General features: G+C 74.6%; 25 protein-coding genes. 8 read left to right on the top strand and 17 right to left on the bottom strand.

The genetic code is table 11. The features are described from left to right. Positions 1-91: 91 nt before the first annotated feature. The 9 genes from PSD17_RS00150 to rimP all read right to left on the bottom strand — a co-directional run bounded on the left by PSD17_RS00150 (position 92) and on the right by rimP (position 9,107). Positions 92-1,456 carry an MATE family efflux transporter gene (locus PSD17_RS00150; protein ID WP_339120812.1) on the bottom strand — a complete coding sequence of 455 codons (1,365 nt, stop codon included), beginning with the start codon at positions 1,454-1,456 and terminating at the stop codon, positions 92-94. Beyond that, the gene (locus PSD17_RS00155; RefSeq protein WP_339120813.1) at positions 1,453-2,112 is read right to left on the bottom strand and encodes a class I SAM-dependent methyltransferase; all 660 of its coding nucleotides are present in this window, start codon (positions 2,110-2,112) and stop codon (positions 1,453-1,455) included. Before PSD17_RS00155 ends, PSD17_RS00150 begins: the two co-directional genes overlap by 4 nt. A gap of 35 nt (positions 2,113-2,147) precedes the next feature. Beyond that, positions 2,148-3,140 carry a DHH family phosphoesterase gene (locus tag PSD17_RS00160; RefSeq protein ID WP_339120814.1) on the bottom strand — a complete coding sequence of 331 codons (993 nt, stop codon included), beginning with the start codon at positions 3,138-3,140 and terminating at the stop codon, positions 2,148-2,150. Next, a complete protein-coding gene (gene rbfA, locus PSD17_RS00165) occupies positions 3,140-3,589 on the bottom strand; it encodes a 30S ribosome-binding factor RbfA (protein WP_103383506.1) in 450 nt (149 codons plus the stop codon). The genes PSD17_RS00160 and rbfA overlap by 1 nt, the downstream gene beginning before the upstream one ends. A gap of 58 nt (positions 3,590-3,647) precedes the next feature. After that, positions 3,648-3,944, bottom strand: a complete 297-nt coding sequence (locus PSD17_RS00170) for a DUF503 domain-containing protein (RefSeq protein ID WP_013676732.1) — start codon at positions 3,942-3,944, stop codon at positions 3,648-3,650. 55 nt (positions 3,945-3,999) lie between these two features. Continuing rightward, positions 4,000-7,050 carry a translation initiation factor IF-2 gene (infB, locus tag PSD17_RS00175; protein ID WP_339120816.1) on the bottom strand — a complete coding sequence of 1,017 codons (3,051 nt, stop codon included), beginning with the start codon at positions 7,048-7,050 and terminating at the stop codon, positions 4,000-4,002. Positions 7,051-7,144: 94 nt separating this feature from the next. Then, positions 7,145-7,633 carry a YlxR family protein gene (locus tag PSD17_RS00180; protein ID WP_325051364.1) on the bottom strand — a complete coding sequence of 163 codons (489 nt, stop codon included), beginning with the start codon at positions 7,631-7,633 and terminating at the stop codon, positions 7,145-7,147. Then, a complete protein-coding gene (gene nusA, locus PSD17_RS00185; RefSeq protein ID WP_013676734.1) occupies positions 7,534-8,580 on the bottom strand; it encodes a transcription termination factor NusA in 1,047 nt (348 codons plus the stop codon). Before nusA ends, PSD17_RS00180 begins: the two co-directional genes overlap by 100 nt. Then, positions 8,577-9,107: a ribosome maturation factor RimP gene (gene rimP / locus PSD17_RS00190; RefSeq protein WP_013676735.1), complete on the bottom strand. Its 531-nt coding sequence runs from the start codon at positions 9,105-9,107 to the stop codon at positions 8,577-8,579. The genes nusA and rimP overlap by 4 nt, the downstream gene beginning before the upstream one ends. Before the next feature lie 144 nt (positions 9,108-9,251). Here rimP and PSD17_RS00195 point away from each other — a divergent pair, with 144 nt between their 5' ends. Together PSD17_RS00195 and PSD17_RS00200 are read left to right on the top strand one after the other, a co-directional pair. Next, positions 9,252-9,761, top strand: a complete 510-nt coding sequence (locus tag PSD17_RS00195; RefSeq protein ID WP_339120819.1) for a hypothetical protein — start codon at positions 9,252-9,254, stop codon at positions 9,759-9,761. Beyond that, positions 9,758-10,228, top strand: coding sequence for a ferritin-like domain-containing protein (locus PSD17_RS00200; protein ID WP_013676737.1), 471 nt, complete (start codon positions 9,758-9,760; stop codon positions 10,226-10,228). The genes PSD17_RS00195 and PSD17_RS00200 overlap by 4 nt, the downstream gene beginning before the upstream one ends. 25 nt (positions 10,229-10,253) lie before the next feature. On the opposite strand, the gene PSD17_RS00205 is transcribed toward PSD17_RS00200, so the two are convergent. After that, positions 10,254-11,285: an aminotransferase class V-fold PLP-dependent enzyme gene (locus PSD17_RS00205; protein WP_103381109.1), complete on the bottom strand. Its 1,032-nt coding sequence runs from the start codon at positions 11,283-11,285 to the stop codon at positions 10,254-10,256. A 39-nt stretch (positions 11,286-11,324) separates the two neighbouring features. On the opposite strand from PSD17_RS00205, the gene PSD17_RS00210 reads away from it, so the two are divergent. Next, on the top strand, positions 11,325-11,735 hold the full coding sequence (locus PSD17_RS00210; protein WP_013676739.1) for a secondary thiamine-phosphate synthase enzyme YjbQ: 411 nt from the start codon (positions 11,325-11,327) through the stop codon (positions 11,733-11,735). Positions 11,736-11,737: 2 nt separating this feature from the next. On the opposite strand, the gene PSD17_RS00215 is transcribed toward PSD17_RS00210, so the two are convergent. Further along, complete coding sequence (locus PSD17_RS00215; RefSeq protein ID WP_339120824.1) at positions 11,738-11,941, bottom strand: hypothetical protein; 204 nt, start codon at positions 11,939-11,941, stop codon at positions 11,738-11,740. A 708-nt stretch (positions 11,942-12,649) separates the two neighbouring features. Further along, entirely contained in the window at positions 12,650-14,395 is a 1,746-nt protein-coding gene (locus PSD17_RS00220) for a proline--tRNA ligase (RefSeq protein WP_041759978.1), read from the bottom strand. 238 nt (positions 14,396-14,633) lie between these two features. Here PSD17_RS00220 and PSD17_RS00225 point away from each other — a divergent pair, with 238 nt between their 5' ends. Then, positions 14,634-15,581, top strand: a complete 948-nt coding sequence (locus PSD17_RS00225; protein WP_339120828.1) for a cold-shock protein — start codon at positions 14,634-14,636, stop codon at positions 15,579-15,581. A gap of 111 nt (positions 15,582-15,692) precedes the next feature. Here PSD17_RS00225 and PSD17_RS00230 read toward each other — a convergent pair whose 3' ends face one another. From PSD17_RS00230 to PSD17_RS00240, 3 genes are read right to left on the bottom strand one after another with little or no spacing between them, the layout of a single operon-like run. Further along, a complete protein-coding gene (locus PSD17_RS00230; protein WP_013676743.1) occupies positions 15,693-16,310 on the bottom strand; it encodes an MSMEG_1061 family FMN-dependent PPOX-type flavoprotein in 618 nt (205 codons plus the stop codon). Positions 16,311-16,326: 16 nt separating this feature from the next. Further along, positions 16,327-17,481 (bottom strand): homoserine O-acetyltransferase MetX, encoded by a 1,155-nt coding sequence (metX, locus tag PSD17_RS00235; protein WP_013676744.1) that lies wholly within the window; start codon positions 17,479-17,481, stop codon positions 16,327-16,329. Next, positions 17,478-18,791 (bottom strand): bifunctional o-acetylhomoserine/o-acetylserine sulfhydrylase, encoded by a 1,314-nt coding sequence (locus PSD17_RS00240; RefSeq protein WP_013676745.1) that lies wholly within the window; start codon positions 18,789-18,791, stop codon positions 17,478-17,480. Before PSD17_RS00240 ends, metX begins: the two co-directional genes overlap by 4 nt. A 307-nt stretch (positions 18,792-19,098) precedes the next feature. Between PSD17_RS00240 and yaaA the strand changes: the two genes are divergently transcribed. From yaaA to PSD17_RS00260, 4 genes are all read left to right on the top strand, one after another. Then, positions 19,099-19,845: a peroxide stress protein YaaA gene (gene yaaA, locus PSD17_RS00245; protein WP_339120831.1), complete on the top strand. Its 747-nt coding sequence runs from the start codon at positions 19,099-19,101 to the stop codon at positions 19,843-19,845. Positions 19,846-20,002: 157 nt separating this feature from the next. Further along, on the top strand, positions 20,003-21,121 hold the full coding sequence (locus PSD17_RS00250) for a polysaccharide deacetylase (protein WP_103381093.1): 1,119 nt from the start codon (positions 20,003-20,005) through the stop codon (positions 21,119-21,121). A 410-nt stretch (positions 21,122-21,531) separates the two neighbouring features. Next, positions 21,532-22,488, top strand: a complete 957-nt coding sequence (locus PSD17_RS00255; RefSeq protein WP_339120833.1) for a serine protein kinase RIO — start codon at positions 21,532-21,534, stop codon at positions 22,486-22,488. A 352-nt stretch (positions 22,489-22,840) separates the two neighbouring features. Further along, the gene (locus PSD17_RS00260; protein ID WP_339120835.1) at positions 22,841-24,214 is read left to right on the top strand and encodes a DEAD/DEAH box helicase; all 1,374 of its coding nucleotides are present in this window, start codon (positions 22,841-22,843) and stop codon (positions 24,212-24,214) included. Between the two features lie 175 nt (positions 24,215-24,389). On the opposite strand, the gene PSD17_RS00265 is transcribed toward PSD17_RS00260, so the two are convergent. Both PSD17_RS00265 and PSD17_RS00270 read right to left on the bottom strand, forming a co-directional pair. Next, on the bottom strand, positions 24,390-25,487 hold the full coding sequence (locus tag PSD17_RS00265) for a class I tRNA ligase family protein (RefSeq protein ID WP_013676750.1): 1,098 nt from the start codon (positions 25,485-25,487) through the stop codon (positions 24,390-24,392). Position 25,488: 1 nt separating this feature from the next. Then, positions 25,489-25,998, bottom strand: a complete 510-nt coding sequence (locus PSD17_RS00270) for a lipopolysaccharide assembly protein LapA domain-containing protein (protein WP_013676751.1) — start codon at positions 25,996-25,998, stop codon at positions 25,489-25,491. Positions 25,999-26,187: the final 189 nt, after the last annotated feature.

Below are 26,187 nucleotides of genomic sequence, written 5' to 3' on the forward strand. Positions count from 1 at the left end.
CCGGGCGCGGATTCGAGCAGTGAGGTTGCGCCCGGCGGATCCCGGGGCAGCGCGGCGGCTGCTCGGATGGCTGCCGCCGGGAGCGCTGCGCTCAGGGGCGGACCGCCCCCGCGACGGCCCAGCGTCCCGAGCGCGTCCGGAGCGTCACGGCGGCGAGGCGGCCGAGCATGAACAGGCTCAGTCCCGTCCAGATTCCCGCGAGCCCCCACCCGAACGCCAGCGACAGCCAGATCATCGGCAGGAAGCCGACGGCGGCCGACAGCAGTGTCGTCGTCCGCAGGTAGGCCGCGTCGCCCGCGCCGAGCAGCACCCCGTCGAGCGCGAAGACCAGGCCGCCGACGGGTTGCAGCGCCGCGAAGAACCACCAGGCCACCGGCACGACGGCGAGCACCGCGGCGTCCTGGGTGAACACGCCGGGCAGCACGAAGTACAGGGCCGCGAAGGCGATCCCGCACAGCAGGCCGATCACCGTGCCGTAGCGCGCGATCTGTCCGGCGACGGCGCGTGCCCGGCCCACTCCCCCGGCCCCGAGCGCGGACCCGACGAGCGCCTGCGCGGCGATCGCCACGGCGTCGAGCGTGAGCGACTGGAACGTCCACAGCTGCAGCACGATCTGGTGCGCGGCGACCGACGGCGCACCGAACCGAGCCGCGACGGCCGTCGCCGACAGGAAGCACGCCTGGAACGACAGGCTGCGCAGCACGAGGTCGCGCCCGAGGCCGAGCTGGGCGCGGATGAGCCGCAGGTGGGGCCGCAGCGACACCGGGTCGTCGCCGGGCGCGGCGGACCGTTCGCGCAGCAGTGCGACCAGGAACAGGACCGCGACGACGACCTGCGCCCCGACGTTGGCGGCGGCCGAGCCCTCGAGCCCCCAGCCGTCCCAGCCGCCGATGCCGTGCACCAGCACCGGGCAGGCCAGGGCCGAGAGACCGTTCCCGGCCAGCACGTAGCGCATCGGTCGAACGGTGTCGTGCACGCCGCGCATCCAGCCGTTGCCGGCGAGCGTCACCAGCACCAGCGGCGCCCCGAACAGCGCGATCCGCAGCCACGACACCGCGGCGTCGGCGATCTCGCCGGACCCGCCGAGCGCGCCGGCGACCCACGGCGCCACGACCTGCCCGACGGCGAGCACCACGAGCCCGACGGCCAGCGCAAGCCACGTCGCCTGCACGCCCTCGCCGACCGCCGCCGAGCGCCTGCCGGCACCGTGCAACCGGGCGGCCCGCGCCGTCGTGCCGTAGGACAGGAACGTGAGCTGGCTCGTGACCTGCGCGAACATCACACCGGCGACGGCCAGCCCGGCCAGCGGTAGCGCGCCCAGCCTGCCCACGACGGCCGTGTCGACGAGCACGTACAGCGGCTCGGCGGCCAGCACCGGCAACGCCGGCAGCGCGAGCCGGGCCACCTCGCGTGCCGGGACCGGCCCCTCGGCGGGGTTCGTCCTGGAGCTCGTCATACCGCCGCGGGCCTGCGACACACGTACGCGAACGCGGGCGGCAGGTTGCGCCAGACCGTCCGAGTCGCCATCACCTCGTCGAACATCTCCCGCAGCGTGTCACGGAACCGCCGGGCGGCCGGCATCGGGAGGGCGTGCACGTAGCCGAACGAGGCGAACACGCCGTGGGGGCCGAGGGCCGCCCCGACCTGGGTCAGCACGGACTGCTGCGTCTGCACGTCGAACAGCGCCCACGGCAGACCGCTGACGATCGCGTCGACGTGCGCCACGCCACGCTCGACGAGCAGCGCGGCCAGGTCGGCGACGTCGGCCTCGACCACCTCGAGCCCGGGACGGGTGCGGCGCAGGTAGCGCGCCATCACCGGGTCGAGCTCCACGGCGAGGTGCCGCGCCCCCGCCGGGAGCCGGGCGTCGATCGCGGCGGACACCGACCCGGTGCCCGGCCCCAGCTCGACGACGACGGGCGCACCCGCCCTCGGCACGACCGCGGCGAGGAGCGCCGCGAGCTGCGCGGAGCTCGGCGTGACGGCCCCGATCTGCCCCGGGTTGCGCAGCGCCGCGGACAGGAACTGCCAGCGCGCCGTGTCGGTCGCGCGCGCGACGTCGAACGGCCGCGCCGGGCGCGCCACGGGAGCGTCTACGGGATCGGGTTCCACCCAGCCTCCTCGTCGTCGCCGCTCCCGCTCGCCGGTCAGCGGCCGAGCACGGCTTTCAGCCGGTCGAGCACCTCGGCGGGCTCGCCGTCGAGCGTGACCCCGGCGGCGCGTGGGTGCCCGCCCCCGCCGAGCGCGACGGCCGCGGCGGCGACGTCGACGGTGCGCGAGCGCATCGACAGCGACCAGCGCCGTGGTCCGACCTGCTTGGCGACGACGGCGACGTCGGCCTCCGAGGCGGTGCGCAGCAGATCGACGACGCCGTCGACCTCCTCGACGCGGAACCGCTCCATCAGCGCGACCGGCACGACGGCCGAGACGAGCCCGTGCCCGCCCGCCGCGTCCGGGTCGAGACGGGCGTCGTGGAGCACGTCGGCGAGCGCACCCAGCCAGGAGAACGGGTGGTCGTCGCTGATCGGCCGCAGCACGGCCTCCACGTCGACCCCGGCCTCCAGCAGCTGGGCAGCCATCCGGTGCGCCGCCGGTCCGGCCCGGCGGAACCCGCTGGTGTCGGTGACCAGCCCGGCGTACAGGCAGGCGCCGACGGTCGCGTCGATCGCTGCGCCCATCGCGGTGAGCACGCGGTGCACGAGCACGGCGGTCGCCTCCGCCGACGGGTCGAGCACCTGCACGTCGCCGAACCCGGGGTTCGACGCGTGGTGGTCGATCAGCAGCGACGCCCGCGCTGCGGCCAGCCTGTCGGCGAGCGACCCCAGCCGTTCGACGGCCGCCGTGTCGCACATGACGAGCAGGTCGGGGGCGGCGGGCACCTCGTCGGGTGGGACGAGCAGGCCGAGGGCGTCGAGCGGGCGCAGCGACTCGGGGGCGCCGGCGGGCGACCCGAACGACACCCGCACCTGCGCCCCGCGGCGCGCCAGCACCGTGCCGAGCGCGAGCGCGCTGCCCAGTGCATCGGCGTCGGGCTGGACGTGGGCGAGCAGTGTGACGTCGCGTGCGCTGCCGAGCAGTTCGGCCGCGGCTGCCACCGCGGTGGCGACATCGGTTTCCGGACTATCGGTCGCCGCCGACATCAGGCCTCGTCGTCGTCGGCGCGCGGAGCCCGGTACGGGTCCGCGTCGCCGGCGGGTTTCGCGCCGGCCGCGAGCCGCGCCACCTCGGCGTCGGACGCCCGGGTCCGGGCGAGCAGCTCCTCCATCCGACGGGCCTCGCCGGGCACCTCGTCGGGGACGAAGGCCAGGCTCGGCGTGTGCCGGATGCCGGTCTGCTGGCCGACCATCGTGCGCAGCACGCCCGTGGCGCTGGCCAGCGCGGCGGCGGCACCCGCGGTGTCGGGTTCCTCGTCGACGGTGCGCCCCAGGACGGTGTAGTAGACCGTGGCCTCGCGCAGGTCGCCCGTCACGCGGGCGTCGGTGATCGTCACCATGGCCAGGCGCGGGTCCTTGACCTCGTGCTCCAGTGCGTCGGCGACGATCTGGGAGATGCGCTTGGCGAGCCGCCGCGCGCGGGCCTGGTCGACCATCTCCGGTCTCCTCATGTCGTGCCGCGCGCGGCAAGCGCGCGACCTACTGCATTGATGCTCAGTCGTCCTCGGGCCCGATGATGCGTGTCCGGGCCGAGAGCAGTTCGATCTCCGGTCGGGAGGCGACGTGCCGCTCGCAACGGTCGAGCACCTCGACGACGTGGCTGTGGTCGGCGCCGACGCACGCGACACCGACCAGCGCCCGCCGGTGCAGGTCCTGGTCCCCGGCCTCGGCGACGGCGACCTCGAACCTGCGGCGCAGCTCGGCGATGATCGGCCGCACGACCGACCTCTTCTGCTTGAGGGAGTGGACGTCCCCGAGCAGGACGTCGAGCTCCAGTGCTCCGACGTACATCGGTGCGACCCGCACCGGCGGCGCCCCACTCGGAGCCGCCGCCGGTGCACCCGGGTCAGTCCCTCGGCTTCTCGCGCATCTCGAAGGTCTCGACGATGTCGCCGACCTTGATGTCGCTGTAGTTGCCGAGCGTGAAGCCGCACTCGAAGCCCTCGCGGACCTCGACCACGTCGTCCTTGAACCGCCGCAGCGAGCTGATCGGCAGGTTCTCGGCGATGACGACGTTGTCGCGCAGCAGGCGGCCGCGAGCGTTGCGCCGGATCTCGCCGGACAGGACGAGCGAACCGGCGATGGTGCCGAACCGGGAGGACTTGAAGACCTCGCGGACCTCGGCGCGGCCCAGCTCGACCTCCTCGAACTCCGGCTTGAGCATGCCCTTGAGCGCGGCCTCGATCTCCTCGATGGCCTGGTAGATCACGGTGTAGTACCGGATCTCCACGCCCTCGCGGTTGGCCAGCTCGGTCGCCTTGCCCTCGGCCCGGACGTTGAAGCCCAGGACGATGACGTTGTCGGCGATGGCGAGGTTGATGTCGCCCTCGGTGATGCCACCGACGCCGCGGTGGATGACGCGGAGCTCGACCTCGTCGCCCACCTCGATCTTCATGAGCGCGTCCTCGAGGGCCTCGACGGTACCCGAGTTGTCGCCCTTGATGATCAGGTTGAGCTGGCTGGTCTCCTTCAGCGCGGCGTCGAGGTCCTCGAGGCTGACGCGCTTGCGGCGGCTGGCGAGCTCGGCGTTGCGCTCGCGGGCGCGACGCCGGTCGGCGATCTGGCGTGCCACCCGGTCCTCGTCGACGACGAGGAACGTGTCGCCCGCACCCGGCACCGACGTCAGGCCGATGACCTGCACCGGACGCGAGGGGTAGGCCTCCTCGACGTCCTCGCCGTACTCGTCGACCATCCGCCGGACGCGCCCGGAGGCGTCGCCCGCGACGATCGAGTCGCCGACCCGCAGCGTGCCGCGCTGGACCAGCACCGTCGCGACGGGACCACGGCCACGGTCGAGGTGACCCTCGATCGTGACGCCCTGCGCGTCCATGTTCGGGTTGGCGCGCAGGTCCAGTGCGGCGTCCGCCGTGAGCAGGATCGCCTCGAGCAGCTGATCGATGTTGATGTTCTGCCGCGCCGAGATGTCGACGAACATCGTGTCGCCGCCGTACTCCTCGGCGACCAGGCCGTACTCGGTGAGCTGCTGGCGGATCTTGGCGGGGTTGGCCCCCTCCTTGTCGATCTTGTTCACCGCGACCACGATCGGCACGTCGGCCGCCTGGGCGTGGTTGATCGCCTCCACCGTCTGCGGCATCACGCCGTCGTCGGCCGCGACCACGATGACCGCGATGTCCGTCGACTTCGCACCACGGGCACGCATGGCGGTGAACGCCTCGTGACCCGGGGTGTCGATGAAGGTGATGAGCCGCTCGTTGCCGTCGAGCTCCGTGGCCACCTGGTAGGCACCGATGTGCTGGGTGATGCCGCCGGCCTCGGTCTCGATGACGTTGGTCTTGCGGATCGTGTCCAGCAGTCGGGTCTTACCGTGGTCGACGTGGCCCATGACGGTCACGACCGGCGGGCGGACCTCCAGGTCGTCCTCGCCGCCCTCGTCCTCGCCGTAGGAGATCGAGAAGCTGTCGAGCAGCTCGCGGTCCTCCTCCTCCGGGCTGACGACCTGCACCACGTAGTTCATCTCGGTGCCGAGCAGCTCGAGCACCTCGTCGGACACCGACTGGGTCGCGGTGACCATCTCGCCCAGGTGGAACAGCACCTGGACCAGCGACGCCGGGTTGGCGTTGATCTTGTCGGCGAAGTCGGTCAGCGACGCGCCGCGCGGCAGCCGGATCGTCTCGCCCGAGCCCTTGGGCAGGCGGACGCCGCCCACCGTCGGGGCCTGCATCGAGTCGAACTCCTGGCGCTTCTGCCGCTTCGACTTGCGGCCCTTGCGGGCCGGGCCGCCGGGACGACCGAACGCACCCGCGGCACCGCCGCGGCCACGCGCACCGCCGCCACCGCCACCGGGACGACCGCGGAAGCCACCACCGGCCGGGGCGCCACCGCCACCGCCGCCGGGACCGCCGCCACCGGGACGGAAGCCGCCGCCACCGGGACGACCGCCGCCGCCACCGCCGGGACGACCACCCGGGCCACCCGGACGACCGCCGGGGCCGCCACGACCACCCGCACCGGGACGCGGCGCGGCGGGACGGGCGGGCATCATGCCCGGGTTCGGACGCGGCGGCATGTTGCCGGGCGACGGCGGGCGGGGCCCACCACGACCGGCCTCACCACCGGGCCGCGGGCCGGGCCGGGGACCACCCTGGCCGGGACCGCCCGGACGGCCGCCGCCGCCCTGGCCGGGAGCCGAACCGCCACCCTGCTGCGGGGGCGGGCCGGGACGCGGCGCGGCAGGGCGCGGCGGGGCGCCGGAGCCGACGCCGAACGGGTTGTTGCCGACGCGCGGGGTACGCGGACCGGGCTTGGGCGCCTGGGGGCGCGGCGGGACCGTCGCACCCTCGGCCGCCGCGGCAGCGGGCTGCTGCGGGGCGGGTGCCTCCTGACGGCGCGGGCCGGGACGCGGCCCGCCCGACTGTCCGGCACCGGGCTGCGCCGGAGCGGGCTGCGCCGGAGCGGGCTGCGCCGGACGCGAGGGGGCCTCGGCCGGCGCGGACTCGGCCGCCGGCTGCTGGCGCTGCGGCGGACCCGGGCGCGGACCCGGGCGCGGGCCGGGCGCGGAAGGACGCGAGGGGGCCTCGGCCGGGGTGGCCGGGGCCGACGCCGCGGGGGCGGCCGGCTCGGTGGCCGGGCGCGGGCCGGGCGGACCGGGGCGCGGACCGGGGCCACCGGGACGCGGACCGGGGGTGGGCGCGCCGCCGGACTGGGCCGGGGACGAGCCGGGACGGGGACGTCCGCCACCGCCGGGGCCGCCGCGGCGGCCGCCGTTGCCGTTGGCGCCGCCCGCGACGGACTCGCGCAGCTTGCGCGCCACCGGGGCTTCGACCGTCGACGACGGGGACTTCACGTACTCGCCCAGGTCCTGCAACTTGCTGAGGACCTGTTTGCTGCTGAGTCCGAGCTCCTTGGCGAGCTCGTGCACGCGGGCCTTGCCTGCCACTGCACTCCTCTAATTCCGGAGGCCGGGCGGCAGGACCCGCTCGACCTCGAACCTAGTGTCGAAGCACGTTCATGGTGCGATCTTCACGACTGGCTCATGACGGGTCGACCTTGCTTCCTGGTGTGTCGGGCGCAGGTGTCTCCCGCGCCCCTCGGGACTGAAGGTGGGACCGCACCGCGCTGACGTCCAGCGGCCCCGGCACACGCAGTGCGCGCGGGAACGCCGAGCGACGCTCGGCACGGTCGAGGCACTCCGGGTCGAGGTGCAGCCAGGCCCCTCGGCCCGGAAGCCGCCGCCGGGGGTCAGGGGTGAGAACCCCGTCGACCACGGCGACACGCAACAGACCGCAGGCCGCCACCCTGGTCCGGCACCCGACGCAGGTCCGCACCGGCCCGGACGCGGTGCGAGCACCGGTTCCGGCGGACGGACGATCGGGAGACGGCCCGTGGCAGCGAGCCGGATCCGAGTGTAGCGCGTCGCCGATCAGCCGACCGACTCCGTACCCGTCGCCCCGGCGATCTCCGCGGCGGGCTCGGCGGCCGCGTTGCGCGGGTCGGAGTCGCTGCGGATGTCGATGCGCCACCCGGTCAGACGGGCCGCGAGCCGCGCGTTCTGGCCTTCCTTGCCGATGGCCAGCGACAGCTGGAAGTCCGGTACGACGACCCGCGCCGTGCGGGTCTTGGCGTCGATCACCGTGACGGACACCACCTTCGACGGCGACAACGCGTTGCCCACGAACGTGGCCGGATCGTCGGACCAGTCGATGATGTCGATCTTCTCGCCGGCCAGCTCGCTCATGACGCCGCGCACGCGCGCGCCCATCGGGCCGATGCACGCGCCCTTGGGGTTGACGCCCGGGACCGTGGACCGGACGGCGATCTTCGTCCGGTGCCCCGCCTCGCGGGCGACGGCGACGATCTCCACCGACCCGTCGACTAGCTCGGGCACCTCCAGCGCGAACAGCTTGCGCACGAGGTTGGGGTGCGTTCGGCTCAACGTGATCTGGGTGCCGCGCGGCCCGCGGCTGACCCCCAGGACGTAGCAGCGCAGCCGGTCGCCGTGCTGGTAGCGCTCACCGGGCACCTGCTCGGTCTGCGGCAGCACGCCCTCGGCCTGCGACCCCGACAGCGAGACCACGACCACGCCACGGGCGTTCGCCCGCGAGTCGGCCTGCACCTCGCCGGTGATGATCTCGCCCTCCTTGGCGGAGAACTCGCCGAATGTGCGCTCGTGCTCGGCGTCGCGCAGCCGCTGGACGATGACCTGGCGGGCCGTCGTGGCCGCGACCCGGCCGAAGCCCTCGGGGGTGTCGTCCCACTCGCGCGCGACCTGGCCGTCGTCGCCCAGCTCCTGGGCCAGCACGCGGACCAGCCCGGTCTTGCGGTCGATGTCGATGCGCGCGTGCGGCTCGTGGCCGTCGGTGTGCTTGTAGGCCGTGAGCAGCGCCGTCTCGATGGCCTCGAGGACCATGTCGAAGGGGATGTCCTTGTCGCGCTCGATCGCGCGCAGGGCGGCGATGTCGACGTTCATACCTCGTCCTCCGTCCGCTCCACACGCCCGCCGAGCTTCTCGATCTCGGCCTCCGGGGCCTGTTTGAACTCCACCTGCACCAGCGCCTTCGCCACGTCGGCATAGGCCACCGACCGGACCGACCCGTCGACGAGGACGTCGACCGCGTCCTCGCCCGCACGTCCGATGCGACCGGCCAGCTTGCCACCCTCGACCAGGGTGACCTCGACCAGCCGCAGGTACGCCCGCCGCCAGTGCCGCGGCTGGGTGAGCGGCCGGTCGATGCCCGGAGACGTCACCTCGAGCGTGTAGGACCCGCCGATGAGGTGCTCGTGCTGGTCGAGCTCGGCGGACGCGGCCCGGCTGAGCCGGGCGATGTCGTCGAGGTTGACCCCCGCCGCCTCGTCGGCCGAGTCGACGACGACCTTCACCGTGTGCCGACGGCCGGTCGCCCGCACGTCGAGCTCGTCGAGCTCGAACCCGGCGCCGGCGACGATCGGTTCCAGCACGTCCTGCAACTGCCGGCCGAGCTGGTCGGGGGTGGGCATTGGGGACAACTCCTGACGTACGCGGGACAGAGGCCGGCGGGTCGCACACGGCCGTCGCGGGCCGGCGCCCGGTCGCCGTGCCGCCGGGTGGCCGCCAAGGGTATCGCGAGGGGTGCCGGGGGCGGCCTGGCAGGATGGCCCGCCGTGAGACCCCGCGGCCTGGTATCCCAGCCCCTCCCGGCCGGACCGCAGCGGCTGTCGCGGCGGCGCGTGCTCGCCCTGGCCGCGCTCGTGCCCGCCGCGGGTGCCGGGCTCGCGGCCTGCACCCCGGGCAGCGGCTCCGACGGCCCGGACCCGCTGATCGCGCTGGCCCGGCAGGCCCGCGACGACGTCGACCTGATCACCGCGACCGTCACGGCGGCGCCCGCGCTGGGCGACCGGCTGACCCCGGCGAGGACCGCCCGCGCCGACCACGCCGCGGCGCTGGAGGCCGAGGTCGCCCGCGTCGCGGGCGGCACCCCGGCGTCGGCGGCACCGGCGACGTCGGCACCCGCGAACCCCGCCACGCCGGCGACGACCAAGGCCGTCACCGACGCGCTGCGGGCGTCGGCCGAAGCCGCGGCGAAGCTCGTCCCGACGATGGAGGCCGCGCGCGTCGGGCTGGTCGCCGGTGTCGTCGCGTGCTGCGCCACGTACGCGGAGGTCCTCTCGTGAGCGGCGACGACTCCGGCACCCGCAAGACCATCGACCAGTCCTCGATCGACGCCCTGCAGGACGTGCTCGCCACCGAGCACGCGGCGCTGTGGGTGTACTCGCTGGTCGTCGCCTTCCTGCCGACGGACCTCGCCGCCCGGGCCCGCGCCGACTCCGAGGCGCACCGCAAGCTGCGCGGGCTGATCGAGCAGACCCTCAGCGACGTCGGCGCCCGGCCGGTGTCGGCGCTGCCGTCCTACTCCCCGCCGACCCCGGTGACCGACTCGAGGTCGGCGTCCGCACTTGCCGTCGTGGCCGAGACCGACGCGTCGGCGCGGTGGCGCTCGCTGCTGGAGCGCACCGTCGACCTGCCGTTGCGCGGGGCCGCGCTCGCCGCGCTGCTGGAGTGCACCGGGCGCTGCGCGCAGTGGCGCTCGTCCGCCGGCATGACCCCGGTCGTCCCGACGTTCCCGGGCCGCACCCCGTAGCGTCCGCGTCCGGCCGCCGCGCCGCTCAGGTGAGGGCGTCGATCGCCCGATCGAGGTCGTCCGCGGTGTTGTAGAGGTGGAACGCGAGCCGCGCACCCCCCGCGCGAGCGGCCGCGCGCACCCCGGCCGCGGTGAGCCGGTCGATCGCGTCCGGCGCCGCGACACTGACGATCGCCGAGCCGGCGGGCGGCATCCCCAGCGCCGCGCGCAGCGCGTCGGCCAGCCCGGCGCAGTGGGCGTGCACGGCGGCGACGTCGAGGCCCGCGAGCCACGGCAACACCTCGGCCGCGCCGACCTGGCACGTCCACGCCGGGGAGGTGTCGAACCGGCGGGCGTCGGCCGCGAGCACGGGCGGCAGCCCGTAGATGCCGCCCCATGGCTGCTCGCTCGCGTACCAGCCCGCGAGGTGCGGCACCGCCTCCGCCGCGTCGCTGCCGGGCCGCACGGCCATCCATGCGGTGCCGCGCGGGCTCAGCAGCCACTTGTACCCGCCGCCGACCACGACGTCCGCCCAGCCCAGGGACAGCGGAAGCCAGCCCGCGGCCTGCGTGACGTCGAGGACGACCCGGGTGCCGTGCCGCTCCCGGACCGCCCGCAGTCCGTCGAGGTCGGCGATCCGGCCGTCGCCGGACTGCACGACGCTGACGGCCACGACGTCCGCGTCGGCCGCCCGCTCGACGAGCCGGTCCGGTTCCACCTCGGTCACACGCACCCCGCGGCCCTGCTGGACCGCGAACGGGAACGAGACGCTGGTGAACTCCCCGCGCGCCACGACGACCGACGCCCCGTCGGGCACGGCGGCCGCGATCGGGCCGAGCAGGACCGAGACCGCCGGCCCGATCGCGACCTGCGCGGGCGCCACCCCGACGAGCGCGGCGAACGCGGCCCGGGCCGTCGCCACGGGGGCGTCGAACTCCGGTGGCGAGTAGCCACCGCTCCCCCAGCGCCGCACCGACTCCAGCACCGCCTCGGTGACCCGCACCGGCGGGACGCCGACGCTCGCGGTGTTGAGGTACCCGTCCGGGACGTCGAAGGTCTCGCCGAAGGCCGTGCGCACGGGGCCGACGCTACCGGCGCGGGCCGTAGGGTCGGCCGCGTGCACAGCGAACTGATCGAGATCCGCACCGGAACGTCGGAGACCGTGCGTGACCTGACCTCCGAGATCGACGCGTTCCTGCGCGCGAGCGGCGCCGACGCGGGACTGCTCAACGTGTGGGTGCCGCACGCGACCGCGGGGGTGGCCGTCATCGAGACCGGCGCGGGGAGCGACGACGACCTGCTCACCGCGCTGCGCGAGCTGCTGCCGGCCGACGACCGCTGGCGGCACCGGCACGGCTCCCACGGGCACGGGCGCGACCACGTGCTGCCGGCCATCGTCGCCCCGTCGATGTCCGTGCCGGTCCTCGCGGGCCGCCCGGCGCTCGGGACCTGGCAGTCCGTGTGCCTCGTCGACACCAACGTCGACAACCCGGTCCGGACGGTGCGGCTGTCCTTCCTGCCCGGCTGATCTCAGACGACGACCGGGAGGCTCGCGGTGAAGCCGGACGTGACGTCGCCGGTCACCGTGGCGAGCTGGCGGTCCCAGCCGTCGCGGAAGACCATGTCCGAGGCCAGGGAGACCTGCGCGAGCGTGCGGACGCTCGCCGCGTACCCATCGGTCGCGTAGACGGCCTCGCACGTCTCCTTCGGCAAGGCGAGCTGGGTGGTGCGCACGGCGTTGCCCGACGACGTCGCGTCGGCGAGCGAGCGGTAGACCTCGAAGTGGACGTGCGGCCAACGGCCCTGGTAGCAGGCCGGGAAGATGCTGGTGAACGAGACCTGCCGGCAGGGTCGGCGGCCTGGACGCCGCGCAGGTAGTTCTCACCGGTCGCCCCGCGGGAGTAGAGGGAGTAGCGGCCCTCCCGGTCGCAGTGCCACACGTAGACGGCCGCACCGGGCAGCGCCGCGCCCGCGGTGTCGGTCAGCGTCAGCTCGATCCGCAGCGGCACGCCGTGCGCCGTCGTGGTCGAGGAGCCGAAGCTCGACCGGATGTCGCTGCGGACGATGCCGGCGTCGTCGAGGACGTTCGGGCCGTTGGATCCGTCGGCCGGGTAGGGGCCGCCGGTCTCGGCCGGGATCGCGCCGGCCCCGGACGCCGCCGACGCACCGCTCGACGACCCGGTGCTCGACGACCCGGTGCTCGACGACCCGGCCGGGCCGGACGTGCACGCCGCCGCCAGGGTCGCGGCGGCACCGCCCGCGAGCAGCCCCAGCAGCCGGCGACGGCCGAGGAGCCGGGGCAGGTCGCGGGAGATACCGCCGAAGTCGTCGTGGTCGGACATGGAAGTGCTCCTCGCGGACGTGGTGGGCGGTGCGTCACCACTGTCCCGAATGCACCCCGGTGCCGGCTGGGAACGACCTGTGAGCCGGCTGTGCTCACGGTCAGCTGCGGACGACTCCCACCAGGTGCGCGACCGCGCCGTCGAGGGCGATCTCCTCGCGCTCGCCGCTGCGCCGGTCCTTGACCTCGATCTTGCCGTCGGCCAGACCCCGACCGACGACGACGATCGTCGGCACCCCGACGAGCTCGGCGTCGGCGAACTTCACCCCGGGCGAGGCCTTGCGGTCGTCGAGGAGCACCGAGAGACCGGCGGCCTCGAGCTCCGCCGCGAGCTTCTCGCCGCCCGCGGTGATCTCCTCGTTCTTGCCGGCGACGACGACGTGCACGTCGTAGGGCGAGACGGCCCGCGGCCACACGAGCCCGGACTCGTCGTGGCTCTGCTCGGCGATGACGGCCACCAGCCGGGAGACGCCGATCCCGTACGAGCCCATCGTGATGCGGACGGGCTTGGAGTCGGGGCCGAGCGCGTCGAGCCCGAACGCGTTCGTGTACTTGCGGCCGAGCTGGAAGATGTGGCCGATCTCGATGCCGCGCGCGGACTCGAGCGTGCCCCTGCCGTCGGGCGAGGGGTCGCCGTCGCGGACCTCGGCGGCCTCGATCGTGCCGTCGGGGGTGAAGTCGCGGCCCACGACCAGGTCGACGACGTGGTGGTCGTGCTTGTCGGCGCCCGTGACCCACGCCGTGCCCGTGACGATGCGGGGGTCGACGAGGTAGCGCACCCCGTTGGCCGCCAGCGCGCCCGGCCCGATGTAGCCCTTGACGAGGAACGAGCTGGCGGCGAAGTCCTTGTCCTCCAGCAGCGCCACCTCGGCGGGCGCGAGCGAGGCCTCCAGACGCTTCATGTCGACCTCGCGGTCGCCCGGAACGCCGACGCCGAGCAGCTCCCACTCGTCGGACCCCGGCTGCCGCAGCTTGACCATCACGTTCTTGAGGGTGTCGGCCGCGGTGAACTCACGGCCGAGCCCCGCGCCGTTGAGGAACGCGACGAGCGACTCGATCGTCGGGGTGTCCGGGGTGTGGTGCACCTGCGCGGCGGGCTTGTCGTCGACAGGCTGTGCCGGCGGTGCGGGGGTCACGACGGCCTCGACGTTGGCCGCGTATCCCGACTCCGACCGCACGTAGGTGTCCTCGCCGGTCTCGGCCTCGGCGAGGAACTCCTCCGACGCCGAGCCCCCCATCGCACCCGACGTCGCCGAGACGATGACGTAGCGCAGCGACAACCGGTCGAACACCTTGACGTAGGCCTTGCGGTGCAGGGCGTAGGACTCGGAGAGCCCCTCGTCGGACAGGTCGAACGAGTAGGAGTCCTTCATGAGGAACTCCCGGCCGCGCAGGATGCCCGCCCGCGGCCGCTCCTCGTCGCGGTACTTGTTCTGGATCTGGTACAGGATGACCGGATAGTCCTTGTACGACGAGTACTCGCCCTTCACCGCGAGCGTGAAGAGCTCCTCGTGCGTGGGGCCCAGCAGATAGTCGTTTCCCTTGCGGTCCTTGAGCCGGAACAGGTTCGGGCCGTACTCGGTCCACCTGTTCGTCGACTCGTAGGGGTCGCGCGGGAGCAGCGCGGGGAACTGGATCTCCTGGGCGCCGATGGCGTCCATCTCCTCGCGCACGATCTCCTCGATCCTGCGCAGCACGCGCAGGCCGAGCGGCAGCCAGGAGTAGACGCCCGGCGCGACGCGGCGGACGTAGCCGGCGCGGACGAGCAGCTTGTGGCTCGGCACCTCCGCGTCGGCCGGGTCCTCGCGGAGGGTGCGGAGGAACAGCGACGACATCCTGGTCAACACGCGCGCAAGGGTAGCGACGCCCCCGCGACGACGTCGCCCCGGTTCCGGGTCGCCGACCGGCCGGGCGCCGCCGCGGCCATTCGGCTCGGACCCGGTCTCGTAACTCGGTGTGTCGCTGGGTGGACCAACGGCCCGCCCCTTGCTCCGTACCGCCCGCGTGTGGGCCCGTCTCGACGGACCGCGAGGTCCGTCGGAGAGACTGGGGGCCAGTGCCCGCCCTCTCGATCTGGAGCCGTTGATGCCGCAGGGGACCGTCCGTTGGTTCGACGCCGACCGGGGTTTCGGCTTCCTCGCGCCCGAGGACGGCTCGCCGGACGTGTTCGTGCACGCCTCCGAGATCGTCGGGGGCGGCGGCGCGAAAGCGCTCCGCGAGGGTCAGGCCGTCGTGTTCGAGATCGGCGAGAACGACCGCGGGCCCCAGGCCCTGCGCGTTCGCGTCACCGCCGACGCGACCACCGGCAGCGCCGTGGGCCTGCTCGGCACCGTCAGCTGGTACGAGCCGGGCAAGGGGTACGGCTTCGCGTCGCCGGACGGCGGCGGCGCCGACATCTTCGTGCACAGCTCCGCCATCGTGACCGGCGGCGTGGTCACCGAGGGGCAGCGGGTGGCCTTCCTGATCGTCGAAGGCGAGCGCGGCCCGCAGGCCGGGCACGTGATCCCGCTGGGAGCGGGGGCCGGCTCACCCGCTGCGGCCGGCAGCGCGGACGGTGCCGACGGCACGGTGGCCTGGTACGACGAGGACAAGGGCTTCGGCTTCATCGACCCCGACTCCGGTGCCGGGGACGTCTTCGTTCACGCCCGGGCCCTGGCCGAGGGGCTGACGTGGCTCGCGGAGGGCGACCGCGTCGCCTACGAGGTGGCCAGTGGAGAGAAGGGCCCGCAGGCCCGCGACGTGCACCTGGTCCGGGGCGCCGGGCCCCGGACGGCGCCGCAGCGGTCGGCACCTGCCGCGGCCGCAGGGCCGGCGGCGCGGGACGCGCCCGTACGAGGCGGCGAGGGCGTCGTCGCGCGCTACGACGAAGAGCGCGGCTTCGGCTTCATCACCCCGGACGCAGGCGGCGACGATCTCTTCGCCCACGTGTCCGTGATCATGGGGTCGGAGCCGCTGCAGAAGGGTGACCGGGTCCGGTACGCGGTGCGTCAGAGCGACCGGGGCCCGCAGGCCGACCGCGTCGAACGCCTCTGACGAGACGGCCCCACCGATGGCCGATCACGTCCCGACGAGAGTGCTCGTCTCCCGGTGCAGGCCGGCGTGAGTAGGGCCGGCGTGGTGCGTTCTGAGTCTTGGGACCAGGTCTCAGTACCGGTTGAGCTCGGCGTCGGACGCGAGGGCGGCGTCGATGACCTTCGCCGGGACATTCACCGTCGGGTGCTGGCTGCGCACGATCGTGCCCGCCGACGGCACTGCCGTGCGCGCCGGCCACGTCGCGGTGTCCCACACCGCCGAGCGGGCCACGGCTTTGCTGCAGTGCAGGAACAGCTCCTCGACCGTGACCTCCACCGCGAGCGCCGGCGTCGAGCCCTGCACCGTCAGCCGCGGCAGCCAGTCGGCCTCGGCGACGATGCGGGCCCGGCCGTTGACCCGGATGACGTCACCGATGCCCGGGATCAGGAACAGCATCCCGACCTGCGGGTTGGTCAGGATGTTGCGCATGCTGTCGAGCCGGTGGTTGCCCTTGCGGTCGCCGAAGACGAGGGTCCGCTCGTCGAGCACGACGACGCTGCCGGGCGGGTCCCCGCGGGGAGAGACGTCGACGGTGCCGTCGGCCGCCGAGGTCGCCAGCAGGAAGAGCGGGCTGGCGGCGATGAACCGGCCCGACTCCTCGTCGACGTGGTCGATCGCCTTGTCGGCGATGGCGGCGGGCGGCTCGGAGACCACCTCGCGCAGTTCGGCCTCGGTCCCGATCACCCTCATGCGGGTGAGGATAGCCTTACTCGGCGAGCAGCTCCCGCAGCAGCGAGCCGACGATCTCGTCCTCGATGAGGAAGCCGTCGTGACCGTAGGGGGTGTCGATCACTTGCAGCCGCGCCCCCGGGATGCCCTCGGCCAGCTCGATCTGCTGTTCCAGCGGGTAGAGCCGGTCGGAGTTCACCCCGGCGACGTACGTCGTCGCCCGCACCCGGCGCAGCGCCGCCGCGACGCCCCCACGGTCGCGCCCGACGTCGTGGGCGTTCATCAGCTCGGTGAGCCGGACGTAGGACGCCGCGTCGAAGCGCGCCACCAGCTTGTCGGCGTGGTGGTCCAGGTAGGACTCGACGGAGTAGCGGCCGCCGCGCCAGGGGTCCTCGCCGGGCTGCGCCTCGCGGCCGAACCGGCTGGCGAGCTCGAAGCCGCTGCGGTAGCTCAGGTGCGCGATCCGGCGCGCGACGCCGAGCCCCGCGTGCGGGCCCTTGCCCGGCGGGAGGTCGTGGTAGTCGCCGCCGTTCCAGCCCGGGTCGGCCCGGATCGCGGCCAGCTGCGGCGCGGCCCACCCGATCTGGTCGGCCGAGGTGGCGGCGGGTGCGGCCAGGACGAACAGCCTGCGCACCCGGTCGGGCTCGCACGCCGCCCACTCCAGCGCCCGCATGCCGCCCATCGAACCGCCGATGACGCAGGCCCAGGCGTCGATCCCGAGCGCGTCGGCCAGCACGACCTCCGCGGCGACGGTGTCGCGCGCGGTCACCAGCGGGAACCGGCTGCCCCACGGCACCCCGTCGGACGCGGTCGACGACGGCCCGGTCGTCCCCTGGCAGCCGCCGATCACGTTGGGCGCCACCACGAACCACTCGGCCGGGTCGAGCGCGCGGCCCGGCCCGACGAGCGCCTCCCACCAGCCTGCGGTGGGGTGCCCGGGCTCGGCCGGGCCGGCGACGTGGCTGTCGCCGGTGAGGGCGTGCAGCACGAGCACCGCGTTGGACCGCGTCGGGTTCAGCGTCCCCCAGGTCTCGTAGGCGAGGCGGACGCCGGGCAGCTCGCCACCCGCCTCCAGGCGGAGCGCACCGGGCAGCTCCACCCACTGACGACGGCCGGGGGCGTCCCCCTCCCGCCAGGCACCGCTGGCGGGAGGGAGGACGTCGGGATTCGCGGTGATCGTGACCTCGCTCAGGCGCCCTTGGCCGCGCGGAAGCCCGCGTCGAGGTCGGCCTTGATGTCCTCGATGCCCTCGAGGCCGACGGACAGCCGGATCAGGCCGGGGCCGACACCCGTCGACAGCTGCTCCTCGCCGGAGAGCTGGCTGTGGGTGGTGCTGGCCGGGTGGATGACCAGGCTGCGCACGTCGCCGATGTTGGCGAGGTGGCTGTGCAGCTCCAGCGCGTCGACGAACCGCTTGCCCGCCTCGACGCCGCCCCGGATGTCGAACGCGACGACCGCGCCCGCACCCTTGGGCAGGTACTTCTGCTGCGCCGCGTGCCAGGGGCTCGACGGCAGACCGGCGTAGTAGACGGTCTCGACCTCGTCGCGCGCCTCGAGCCACTCCGCGACGGCCTGCGCGTTCTGCACGTGCCGCTCCAGGCGCAGCGACAGCGTCTCGATGCCCTGGATGATCAGGAAGCTGTTGAGCGGGGCGATGGCCGGGCCGACGTCGCGCAGCAGCTGGACCCGCAGCTTGATCAGGAACGACAGCGGGCCGAGCGCCTCCCAGTAGTTGAGGCCGTGGTAGCTCGGGTCGGCCGTCGTCAGACCCGGGTACTTGTCGGCGTGCGCGCCCCAGTCGAAGTTGCCGGAGTCGACGACGATGCCGCCGATCGACGTGCCGTGGCCGCCGAGGAACTTCGTCAGCGAGTGGACGACGATGTCGGCGCCGTGCTCGATCGGGCGCGACAGGTACGGCGTCGGGACCGTGTTGTCGACGATCAGCGGGACGCCCGCCTCGTGGGCGAGGTCGGCCACCAGCCGGATGTCGAGCACGTTGCTGCGCGGGTTGCCGATCGTCTCGGCGTAGAACGCCTTGGTGTTCGGCCGGACCGCGCGGCGCCACTCGTCGGCGTCGTCGGGGTCGTCGACGAACGTGACCTCGATGCCGAGCTTGGGCAGCGTGTAGTGGAACAGGTTGTAGGTGCCGCCGTAGAGCGAGGCGCTGGAGACGAAGTGGTCGCCGGCCTCGGCGACGTTGAGGATCGCGAGGGTCTGCGCGGCCTGGCCCGACGCCAGCGCGACCGCGCCGATGCCGCCCTCGAGCGCGGCGACGCGCTGCTCGAGCACGTCCTGCGTCGGGTTCATGATCCGGGTGTAGATGTTGCCCAGCTCGGTGAGGCCGAACAGCGCGGCGGCGTGGTCGCTGTCGCGGAAGGTGTACGAGGTCGTCTGGTAGATCGGGGTCGCCCGGGCGCCGGTGGTGGGGTCCGCGGTGGCACCCGCGTGCACCTGCTTGGTCTCGAAGGACCAGGCGGCGGTCGGGTCGGTGGGCTCGGTCACGATGACTCTCCTGCGTGAGGGCGGAAACGGATGGGGTCCGGCGGCTGCGCGCCCGGCGGCACGGGTGCGGGTCGGCGATCCGTCCGGTGACCTCCTCGGAGCCCGGCGGAGCCGACCCCGGCACCGCGCCCCGGCCCGAGGGCGCACGGGTCGTCGGCGGGCCGGGTCAACGGCCGCAACAGGCCGCGCTCGTCACCCGCATGGTGTCGACATGCAGGCGCGCCACGAGGCAGATCACCGACCGAACGTATCGGGTGCCGCCGCGGGCGCACAACCGGGCTCACCCACGTTGGTAGCGTCTCGCGTCGTGCTCGTGCTGCTGCCCCCCTCGGAGACCAAGCGCGACGGCGGGGACGGTCCCCCGCTGCGGTTGGACGCGCTGTCGTTCCCCGAGCTGGGCGGCACGCGCAAGGAGCTGGCCGACGAGCTCGTCGAGCTGGCGGCCGACCCCGCCGCGGCCCGGACCGCGCTCGGGCTCTCGCCCCGGCAGGACGACGAGATCGCCCGCAACGCCGCCCTGTGGTCCGCACCGACGATGCCGGCACTGCACCGCTACACCGGCGTCCTCTACGACGCCCTCGACGTGACGACCCTGCGGGGCGCCGCGGCCGCCCGCGCGCGGGCCCGGCTCGCCGTCGGGTCGGCGTTGTTCGGACTGGTCCGGGCCGACGACCCCATCCCCGCGTACCGCCTGTCCGCGGGCTCCGCGCTGCCCGCGGGCGGCACGCTCGCCGCGCGCTGGCGGCCCGCGCTCGACCCCGTGCTCGCGGGGCTCGCCGGCGATGACCTGGTGGTCGACCTGCGCTCGGGCTCCTACGCGGCACTCGGCCGCGTCCCCGGCGCGGTCACGGTGACCGTGCTGGCCGAGAAGCCCGACGGCAGCCGCGGCGTCGTCAGCCATTTCAACAAGGCGCACAAGGGCGCGCTGGCCCGGGTGCTGGCCGGGAGTCGCGCCGAGCCCGCCGACGCCGCGGGGGTCGCGGCGATCGCGCGGCGGGCCGGGATGCGCGTCGAACGCCGGGGCAGCGCGCTCGAGGTGATCGTCCCGGGGTGATCGTCCGGGGGTGATCGTCCTGACTTGATCGTTCCGGGTCGGTCGTCGCGCGTGTGGTCGACGACACGCGGGCCCGATGTGTCCGATCCGCGTGATCATCCGGCTAGCGTCGAGCGAGGGCGGCGCCCGTTCCGCGGGCAGGTGAGGGGGGAGCTCGATGCGCAGGTCGCGCGCGACGAGCAACGTCGCGATCGGGCTCGCGCTCGGCGCGGCCGCACTGTTCCTGACGATGGCGCTGAGCGCGCCGAAGGTCGAGGAGGCGGGGAGCGCGTCGGCGGCCGCACCGACGTCGGAGGATCCGCAGCCGCCCCCCGGACCGCCGGCGTGGATGCGTCCGCTCGACCCGGGTGAACGCCCCCCGCAGTTCGTGCTCTTCTCCTTCGACGGCGCCGGCTCCGACAGCCACTGGAAGCGCATCCTGCCGCTGGCCAAGAAGTCGAACGCGCACGTCACCGGGTTCCTGACCGGGCTGTACCTCGTGCCGAGCGCCGAGCGCTCCCGCTACACCGGACCCGGCCACCACCCGGGCGCCTCGTCGGTCGGGTTCGGCGGCAGCGCCGCCGACATCGAGACGCGGATCGCGAACCTGCACACCGCGCTCGCCGACGGCCACGAGATCGGCACCCATTACAACGGGCACTTCTGCGCCGGCTCGGAACCGAGCGTCGGGAAGTGGACGACGGCGCAGTGGAACTCCGAGCTCGACCAGTTCTTCCGGTTCGTCCGCGAGGCCCCCGGACTCGACCTGCCCGACGGGACGGTGCGCGGCGGCCGTACCCCCTGCCTGGAGGGCAAGCGGGACGCGCTGCTCCCCGCGATGCGCAGCCACGGGCTGGTCTACGACTCCAGCACGACCTCGGGCGCGCTGACCTGGCCGTCCCAGGTCGACGGCGTGTGGGAGTTCCCGATGCCCGCCGTGACCGTCACCGCCCTGGGCAAGCGGGTGATCATGATGGACTACAACCTCTGGTACTCGATGAACGGCGCGAAGGAGGAGCCCGAGAAGGCCGGGCAGTTCACCGAGTGGACCGTCGGGGCCTACTTCCGCGCCTACGACGCCGCGCTCGCCGGGAACCGGGCGCCGCTCGTCGTCGGCAACCACTTCAACGACTGGAACGGCGGCGCCTTCAGCACCGCCGTCGAGACGTTCATGGGCGAGGTGTGCACCCGGCCGGAGACGGTGTGCGCCACGTACTCCGAGGTCATCGAGTGGATGGGGTTGCAGGACCCGGCGACGCTCGCGGCGCTGGCCGAGCAGCCGACGCCCCGCCCCTGACCCTCCGTCCGCCGCCACCCCACCCGACCCGGAGCACGGCCGGTCCGACGACCTCCGGCCGCAACCTCACTGCTGCCCCGCCGCTCGGGTTCAGCGCTGACGTTGCGCCGCAATCGTCGGCCGCAACCTCACTGCTGGCCGCGTGCCCGTGAGCAGCGCTCGGGTTGCGCACGGATCCTCGGCCGCAACCGTGCCTTCGTCGGGGCCCGCGAGACGAAATCGCGTTGCGGGCCGGGGCGGGGACCCGCCAGGATCGCTCCCGGCCGGATGAGACGAGACCCCAGGAGGTGCCCGATGTCGACCGCCGCCCGGGACCTGGCGCGTCCTCGTCCCTTCCGCGCCCCACCGCTGGTCCACGCGCCGTCGTAGCGCGCCGTCAGGTGGGGCCCTTCCGGTCAGGAGACCCACCGGTGCCTTCGCACGACGGTTCCCACACCCGCGGCCGGCGCCCCCGCCGCCGCTTCGACGACGAGTACGACGACGTCGAGCACGACCTCACCCGGCGCCGCCGCCGCGACGACCCGCCCCCCGTCGAGCTCGACGGGCGCGCCGGTGCGGAGATCGACGGTCCGCCCGAGGGTGACCGCTGGTCGACATGGGACGGTGCCGACAAGGGCCCCGAGCCCCGCCCCGGCTGGGTGGTGACCGCGACCGGCGCCGTCGACACCGAGCTCGGTGTGCTCAAGACGGGCAAGGAGGCCGACGTCCACCTGCTGCGCCGGGCGGTGCCCGGCACGGACGGGATGCTGGTGGCCGCCAAGCGGTACCGCTCGCCCGAGCACCGCATGTTCCATCGCGACGCCGGATACCTGCAGGGCCGGCGCGTCCGACGGTCCCGCGAGACCCGGGCGATGGCCGGGCGCACCGGCTTCGGCCGCGACCTGCTCGCCGGCCAGTGGGCGCGGGCCGAGTTCGCCGCGCTCGCGACGCTGTGGACGGCCGGCGTGCCCGTCCCCTACCCGGTGTCGGTCGAGGATACCGAGGTGCTGCTGGAGTTCGTCGGGTCGGGGACCGCCGCCGCGCCCCGGCTCGCGCAGCTGCGACCCGACGCCGACGAGCTCGCCGACCTGTGGGCGCAGCTCGGCGAGGCGCTGCGCGGCCTGGCACGCCAGGGCCTCACGCACGGCGACCTGTCGGCGTTCAACGTGCTGGTCGACCGCGGCCGGCTCGTCCTGATCGATCTCCCGCAGGTCGTCGACGTCGTCGGCAACCCGTTCGGACCGTCCTACCTTGGGCGCGACGTCGACCGCATCACGGAGTGGTTCGCCGCGCGCGGGCTGCCGGACGCCGTTGCGGCCCGCGACGCGCTGTTCGACGACCTGCTCGCCGAGCTGGGTATCGCCCAGCCGGGCTCGTCACACCGGTGAGGCCGGGGCCGGACGCTCGGGTAGGGTGGATCAGAGCGTCCGGCCCGGCCGAACCCGGCCCGGTGACACCTTCGTCGAACCCGCAGCGGACGCGTCCGAAGCTTCACCATCGTGGGCGCTGCGTCGCGCCCGGGCTCGTCGCCGCGATCGCCCGTCCGTCGTCCCGACGGTCGTCGGCTGCTCCGTGACGTGCCACGTCCCGGAGGTTCTCTTGGCTCCCCAGCCCGCCCGCTCGTCGGGCTCCACCACCCGTGCCCGCAGCGGCCAGGGCCGGCCCCGGCGCCCGTCCGGCGGCCGCTCCCGCGCGCACGGCTCGTCGCGCACCGCCGCCGCGGTCCGTCCGTCCACCGCAATGCCGGTCGAGGAGCTGTGGGCGGCTCCCGCGTCCGGCCTCCCGACCTTCGCGGAGCTCGGGCTCCCCGAGGCCGTCCTGCGCACCCTCGACGCCGAGGGCTTCACCGCGCCGTTCCCGATCCAGGCCGCGACGCTGCCCGTCACCCTCGCCGGCCGCGACCTGCTGGGCCGCGGTCAGACCGGCTCCGGCAAGACGCTCGCGTTCGGCCTCGCCCTGCTGTCCCGGCTGGCCGGGGGTCGCGCCGTCGCCCGGCGCCCCCGCGGTCTCGTCCTGGTGCCGACTCGTGAGCTCGCCCAGCAGGTCGTCGACGCGCTCGACCCGTTCGCCCGCGCGCTGGGGCTGCGCGCCGCCGCCGTCGTCGGGGGGCTGTCGTTCAACCGCCAGGCCGACGCGCTGGCCCGCGGCGTCGACCTCCTCGTCGCGACGCCCGGACGGCTCACCGACCACACCAACCAGCGCACCGCCGACCTGTCCGGCATCGAGGTCACCGCGATCGACGAGGCGGACCGCATGGCGGACATGGGGTTCCTGCCCCAGGTCCGGGCCATTCTCGACCTCACCCCCGCCGACGGGCAGCGGCTGCTGTTCTCCGCGACGCTCGACGGCGACGTCGCCGCGCTCGTGTCGCGCTACCTGCACGACCCGGTGACGCGTGCCGTCGCGTCGGCCACGGCCGCCGTCGACACGATGGACCATCACCTGCTGCTGGTCGACTCCGTGACGAAGGCCAGGGTCGTCGCCGAGATCGCCGCGCGCGACGGGCGGACGATCCTGTTCGCGCGCACCAAGCACGGCGTCGACCGGTGGGTCCGCAATCTACGCCGCGACGGGGTGTCCGCCGCGGGGCTGCACGGCGGCAAGTCGCAGAACCAGCGCAACCGCGCGATCGCCGACTTCAAGGAGGGGCGCACGCCCGTCCTCGTCGCGACGGACGTCGCCGCCCGCGGCATCCACGTCGACGACGTGAGCCTCGTCGTGCACATCGACCCGCCGGGCGACCCGAAGGACTACCTCCACCGCGCCGGCCGCACCGCGCGCGGCGGCGAGTCGGGCACCGTCGTCACGCTGGTGACGCCGGAGGAGCGTCGCGACGTCGACACGCTGACCCGCCAGGCGGGCGTCCGGCCGACGGTCCACGACGCGGCGCCGGGGTCGGCGACGCTGCAGCGGGTCACGGGCGCGCGCGAGCCCAGCGGAATCGCCGTCGTCGAGCCGCGGCCCGCGCCGCAGCAGCCGCGCGGCCAGGGCCGACGGTCGCGGCCCCGCCAGGGTGCCGGTGCTCCGGGCGGCACGCAGGGCGGCCGGTCCGGAGCGCGCGGACGCAGCGGCGGCGCCCGGCGGTCCGGCGGGAACCGCTCCAGCGCCGCGTAACGCCACCCGGCCGGACCGGCCGCAACCTGGCTGCTCCCCCCGGCCGGGTCCGACGACGGTCAGGTTGCGCCCGGTCCGCCGGCCGCGACCAGGCTGCTCCCCCCGACGGACTCGACGACCGTCAGGTTGCGCCCGGCCCGGCGCCCGGGCCCGGCGCACACAACGCGGGCGGCGATCAGCCGCCGAGGCCCAGGACGGACAGCACCTGCCGGGCGGCGGTCCCGCCCGCCTCCTGCGCGACGGCAAGGGCGCGGGGGACGTCGAGGTCGTCGAGCAGAGCGGCGGTGACCTCTGCGGAGGCCACGGGGTTCTCGGTGACCCCGTGCGACGCGGCCGCGTAGAGCGCCTCCAGCCGGGTCTCGGCCGCGCGGAGGTCCTCGTCGCGGTAGTCCCAGGTCTGCGCCCAGGGGCGGTCGACGAGCAGCAGCCGCAGCGCCGCCGCGGGCCGGTCGGCCAGGACGTCGGAGACCAGCACGAGGTTCCCCGCGGACTTGGCCATCTTCCGGCCGTCGATCCGGACCGTGCCGACGTGCAGCCACGCCCGCGCGAACGGGGTGACGCCCGTGACGGCCTCGGCCATCGCGGCCTCGTAGGCGTGGTGCGGGTACCGCAGATCGGCGCCCCCGACGTGCAGGTCGAGCGCGGGGCCCAGCGTCGTCAGCGACATCGCCGCGCACTCGGCGTGCCAGCCGGGCCTGCCCTCCCCCCACGGACTCGGCCACGCCGGTTCACCATGCCCGGCCACCCGCCAGATGACGACGTCGGCGGGGTCGTCGCGACCGTCGTCGCGGCGGTCGCCGAACTCGTCGGCGAGCGCGGCCGCCTCGTCGGCGGCCAGTCCGGCGCGCTCGCGCACCCCCGCGCCGCGGAACCAGACCGTGCCGTCGCGGTGGTAGGCCGCGCCGCGCTCCAGCAGCGCCTCGGCGAGCTCGACGACCTGCGCGACGTGGACGTGCGCGCGCGGCTCGTACGTCGGGCGGCGGACGCCCAACGCGGCCATGTCGCGTTCGAAGCGGAACTGCTGGACGGCCGCGAAGCTGTCGTAGCGGGCGCCCGCGCGGGCCGCGGCGGCGTCGAGCACGTCGTCGACGTCGGTGACGTTGCGGCAGACGTCGACGTCGACACCGACGTGGCGCAGCACCCGCGCGGCGACGTCGGCCCAGACGAACGTGGCGGCGTGCCCGAGGTGGGTCGTGTCGTACGGGGTGATCCCGCACACGTACATGCGGGCCCGGCCGACGACGGGCAGCGGGGTGCCGGCGATGTTCAGCACGTCAGCGGGCCTTTCCGGGACGGGCGCGACGGGCCGCCCGGCGCAGCTGCAGGATGCGCAGCGAACCGGGGATCGCGACGAGCAGGATGCCGGCGATCGCCGCGAACAGCAGCGCCACGCCCGTGGGGAGCCGGCCCGCGGCACCCAGGAAGTGGACGTCGACGGTCTGCAGGTTCTGCAGGATGAAGATCAGCAGCAGGAGCAGCACCAGGGCCGAGAAGATCAGCCCGACCCACAGTCCGGACAGCCGCGACCGCGGCGCCGCGGGGCGCTGCGCCTGCCGCGACGGACGCTCCGCCTCCGACGACGGTTCCTGGTCGGGAATCCGCACCGGGACGGTCGGCCCGCCGGACGGGTCGGACGGGACCGGCAGCGTGGGCCCGCCCGAGGGGTCGCTCGTCTCCACCGGACGCAGCGACGGGTCGGTCGCGGGATCGGCGTGCGGGTCGGCCCGCCCGACGTTCCCGGGCCGAAGCGCGCCGCCGCCCTGGCGACCCCGGTCGTCGCTCATCCTGCGAGCCTCCTGTCACGTTCTCCCCGGCCGCGCGGAACCACGCCCGGTGCCCGGGAGTATCCCGTACGTCGCGGTCGGGGCGACGCGTCGGGCCCTGCGCGGCGAACGTGTCGCGAGGGCCCCTCAGCCTGAATCCACCGTCGTCCGCACTTGTTGATCTTTGGGGTGGGTTGGCTCGTGGTGATA

Source organism: Pseudonocardia sp. D17, assembly GCF_036984265.1.
In the GTDB taxonomy this organism is placed as follows: domain Bacteria; phylum Actinomycetota; class Actinomycetes; order Mycobacteriales; family Pseudonocardiaceae; genus Pseudonocardia; species Pseudonocardia benzenivorans.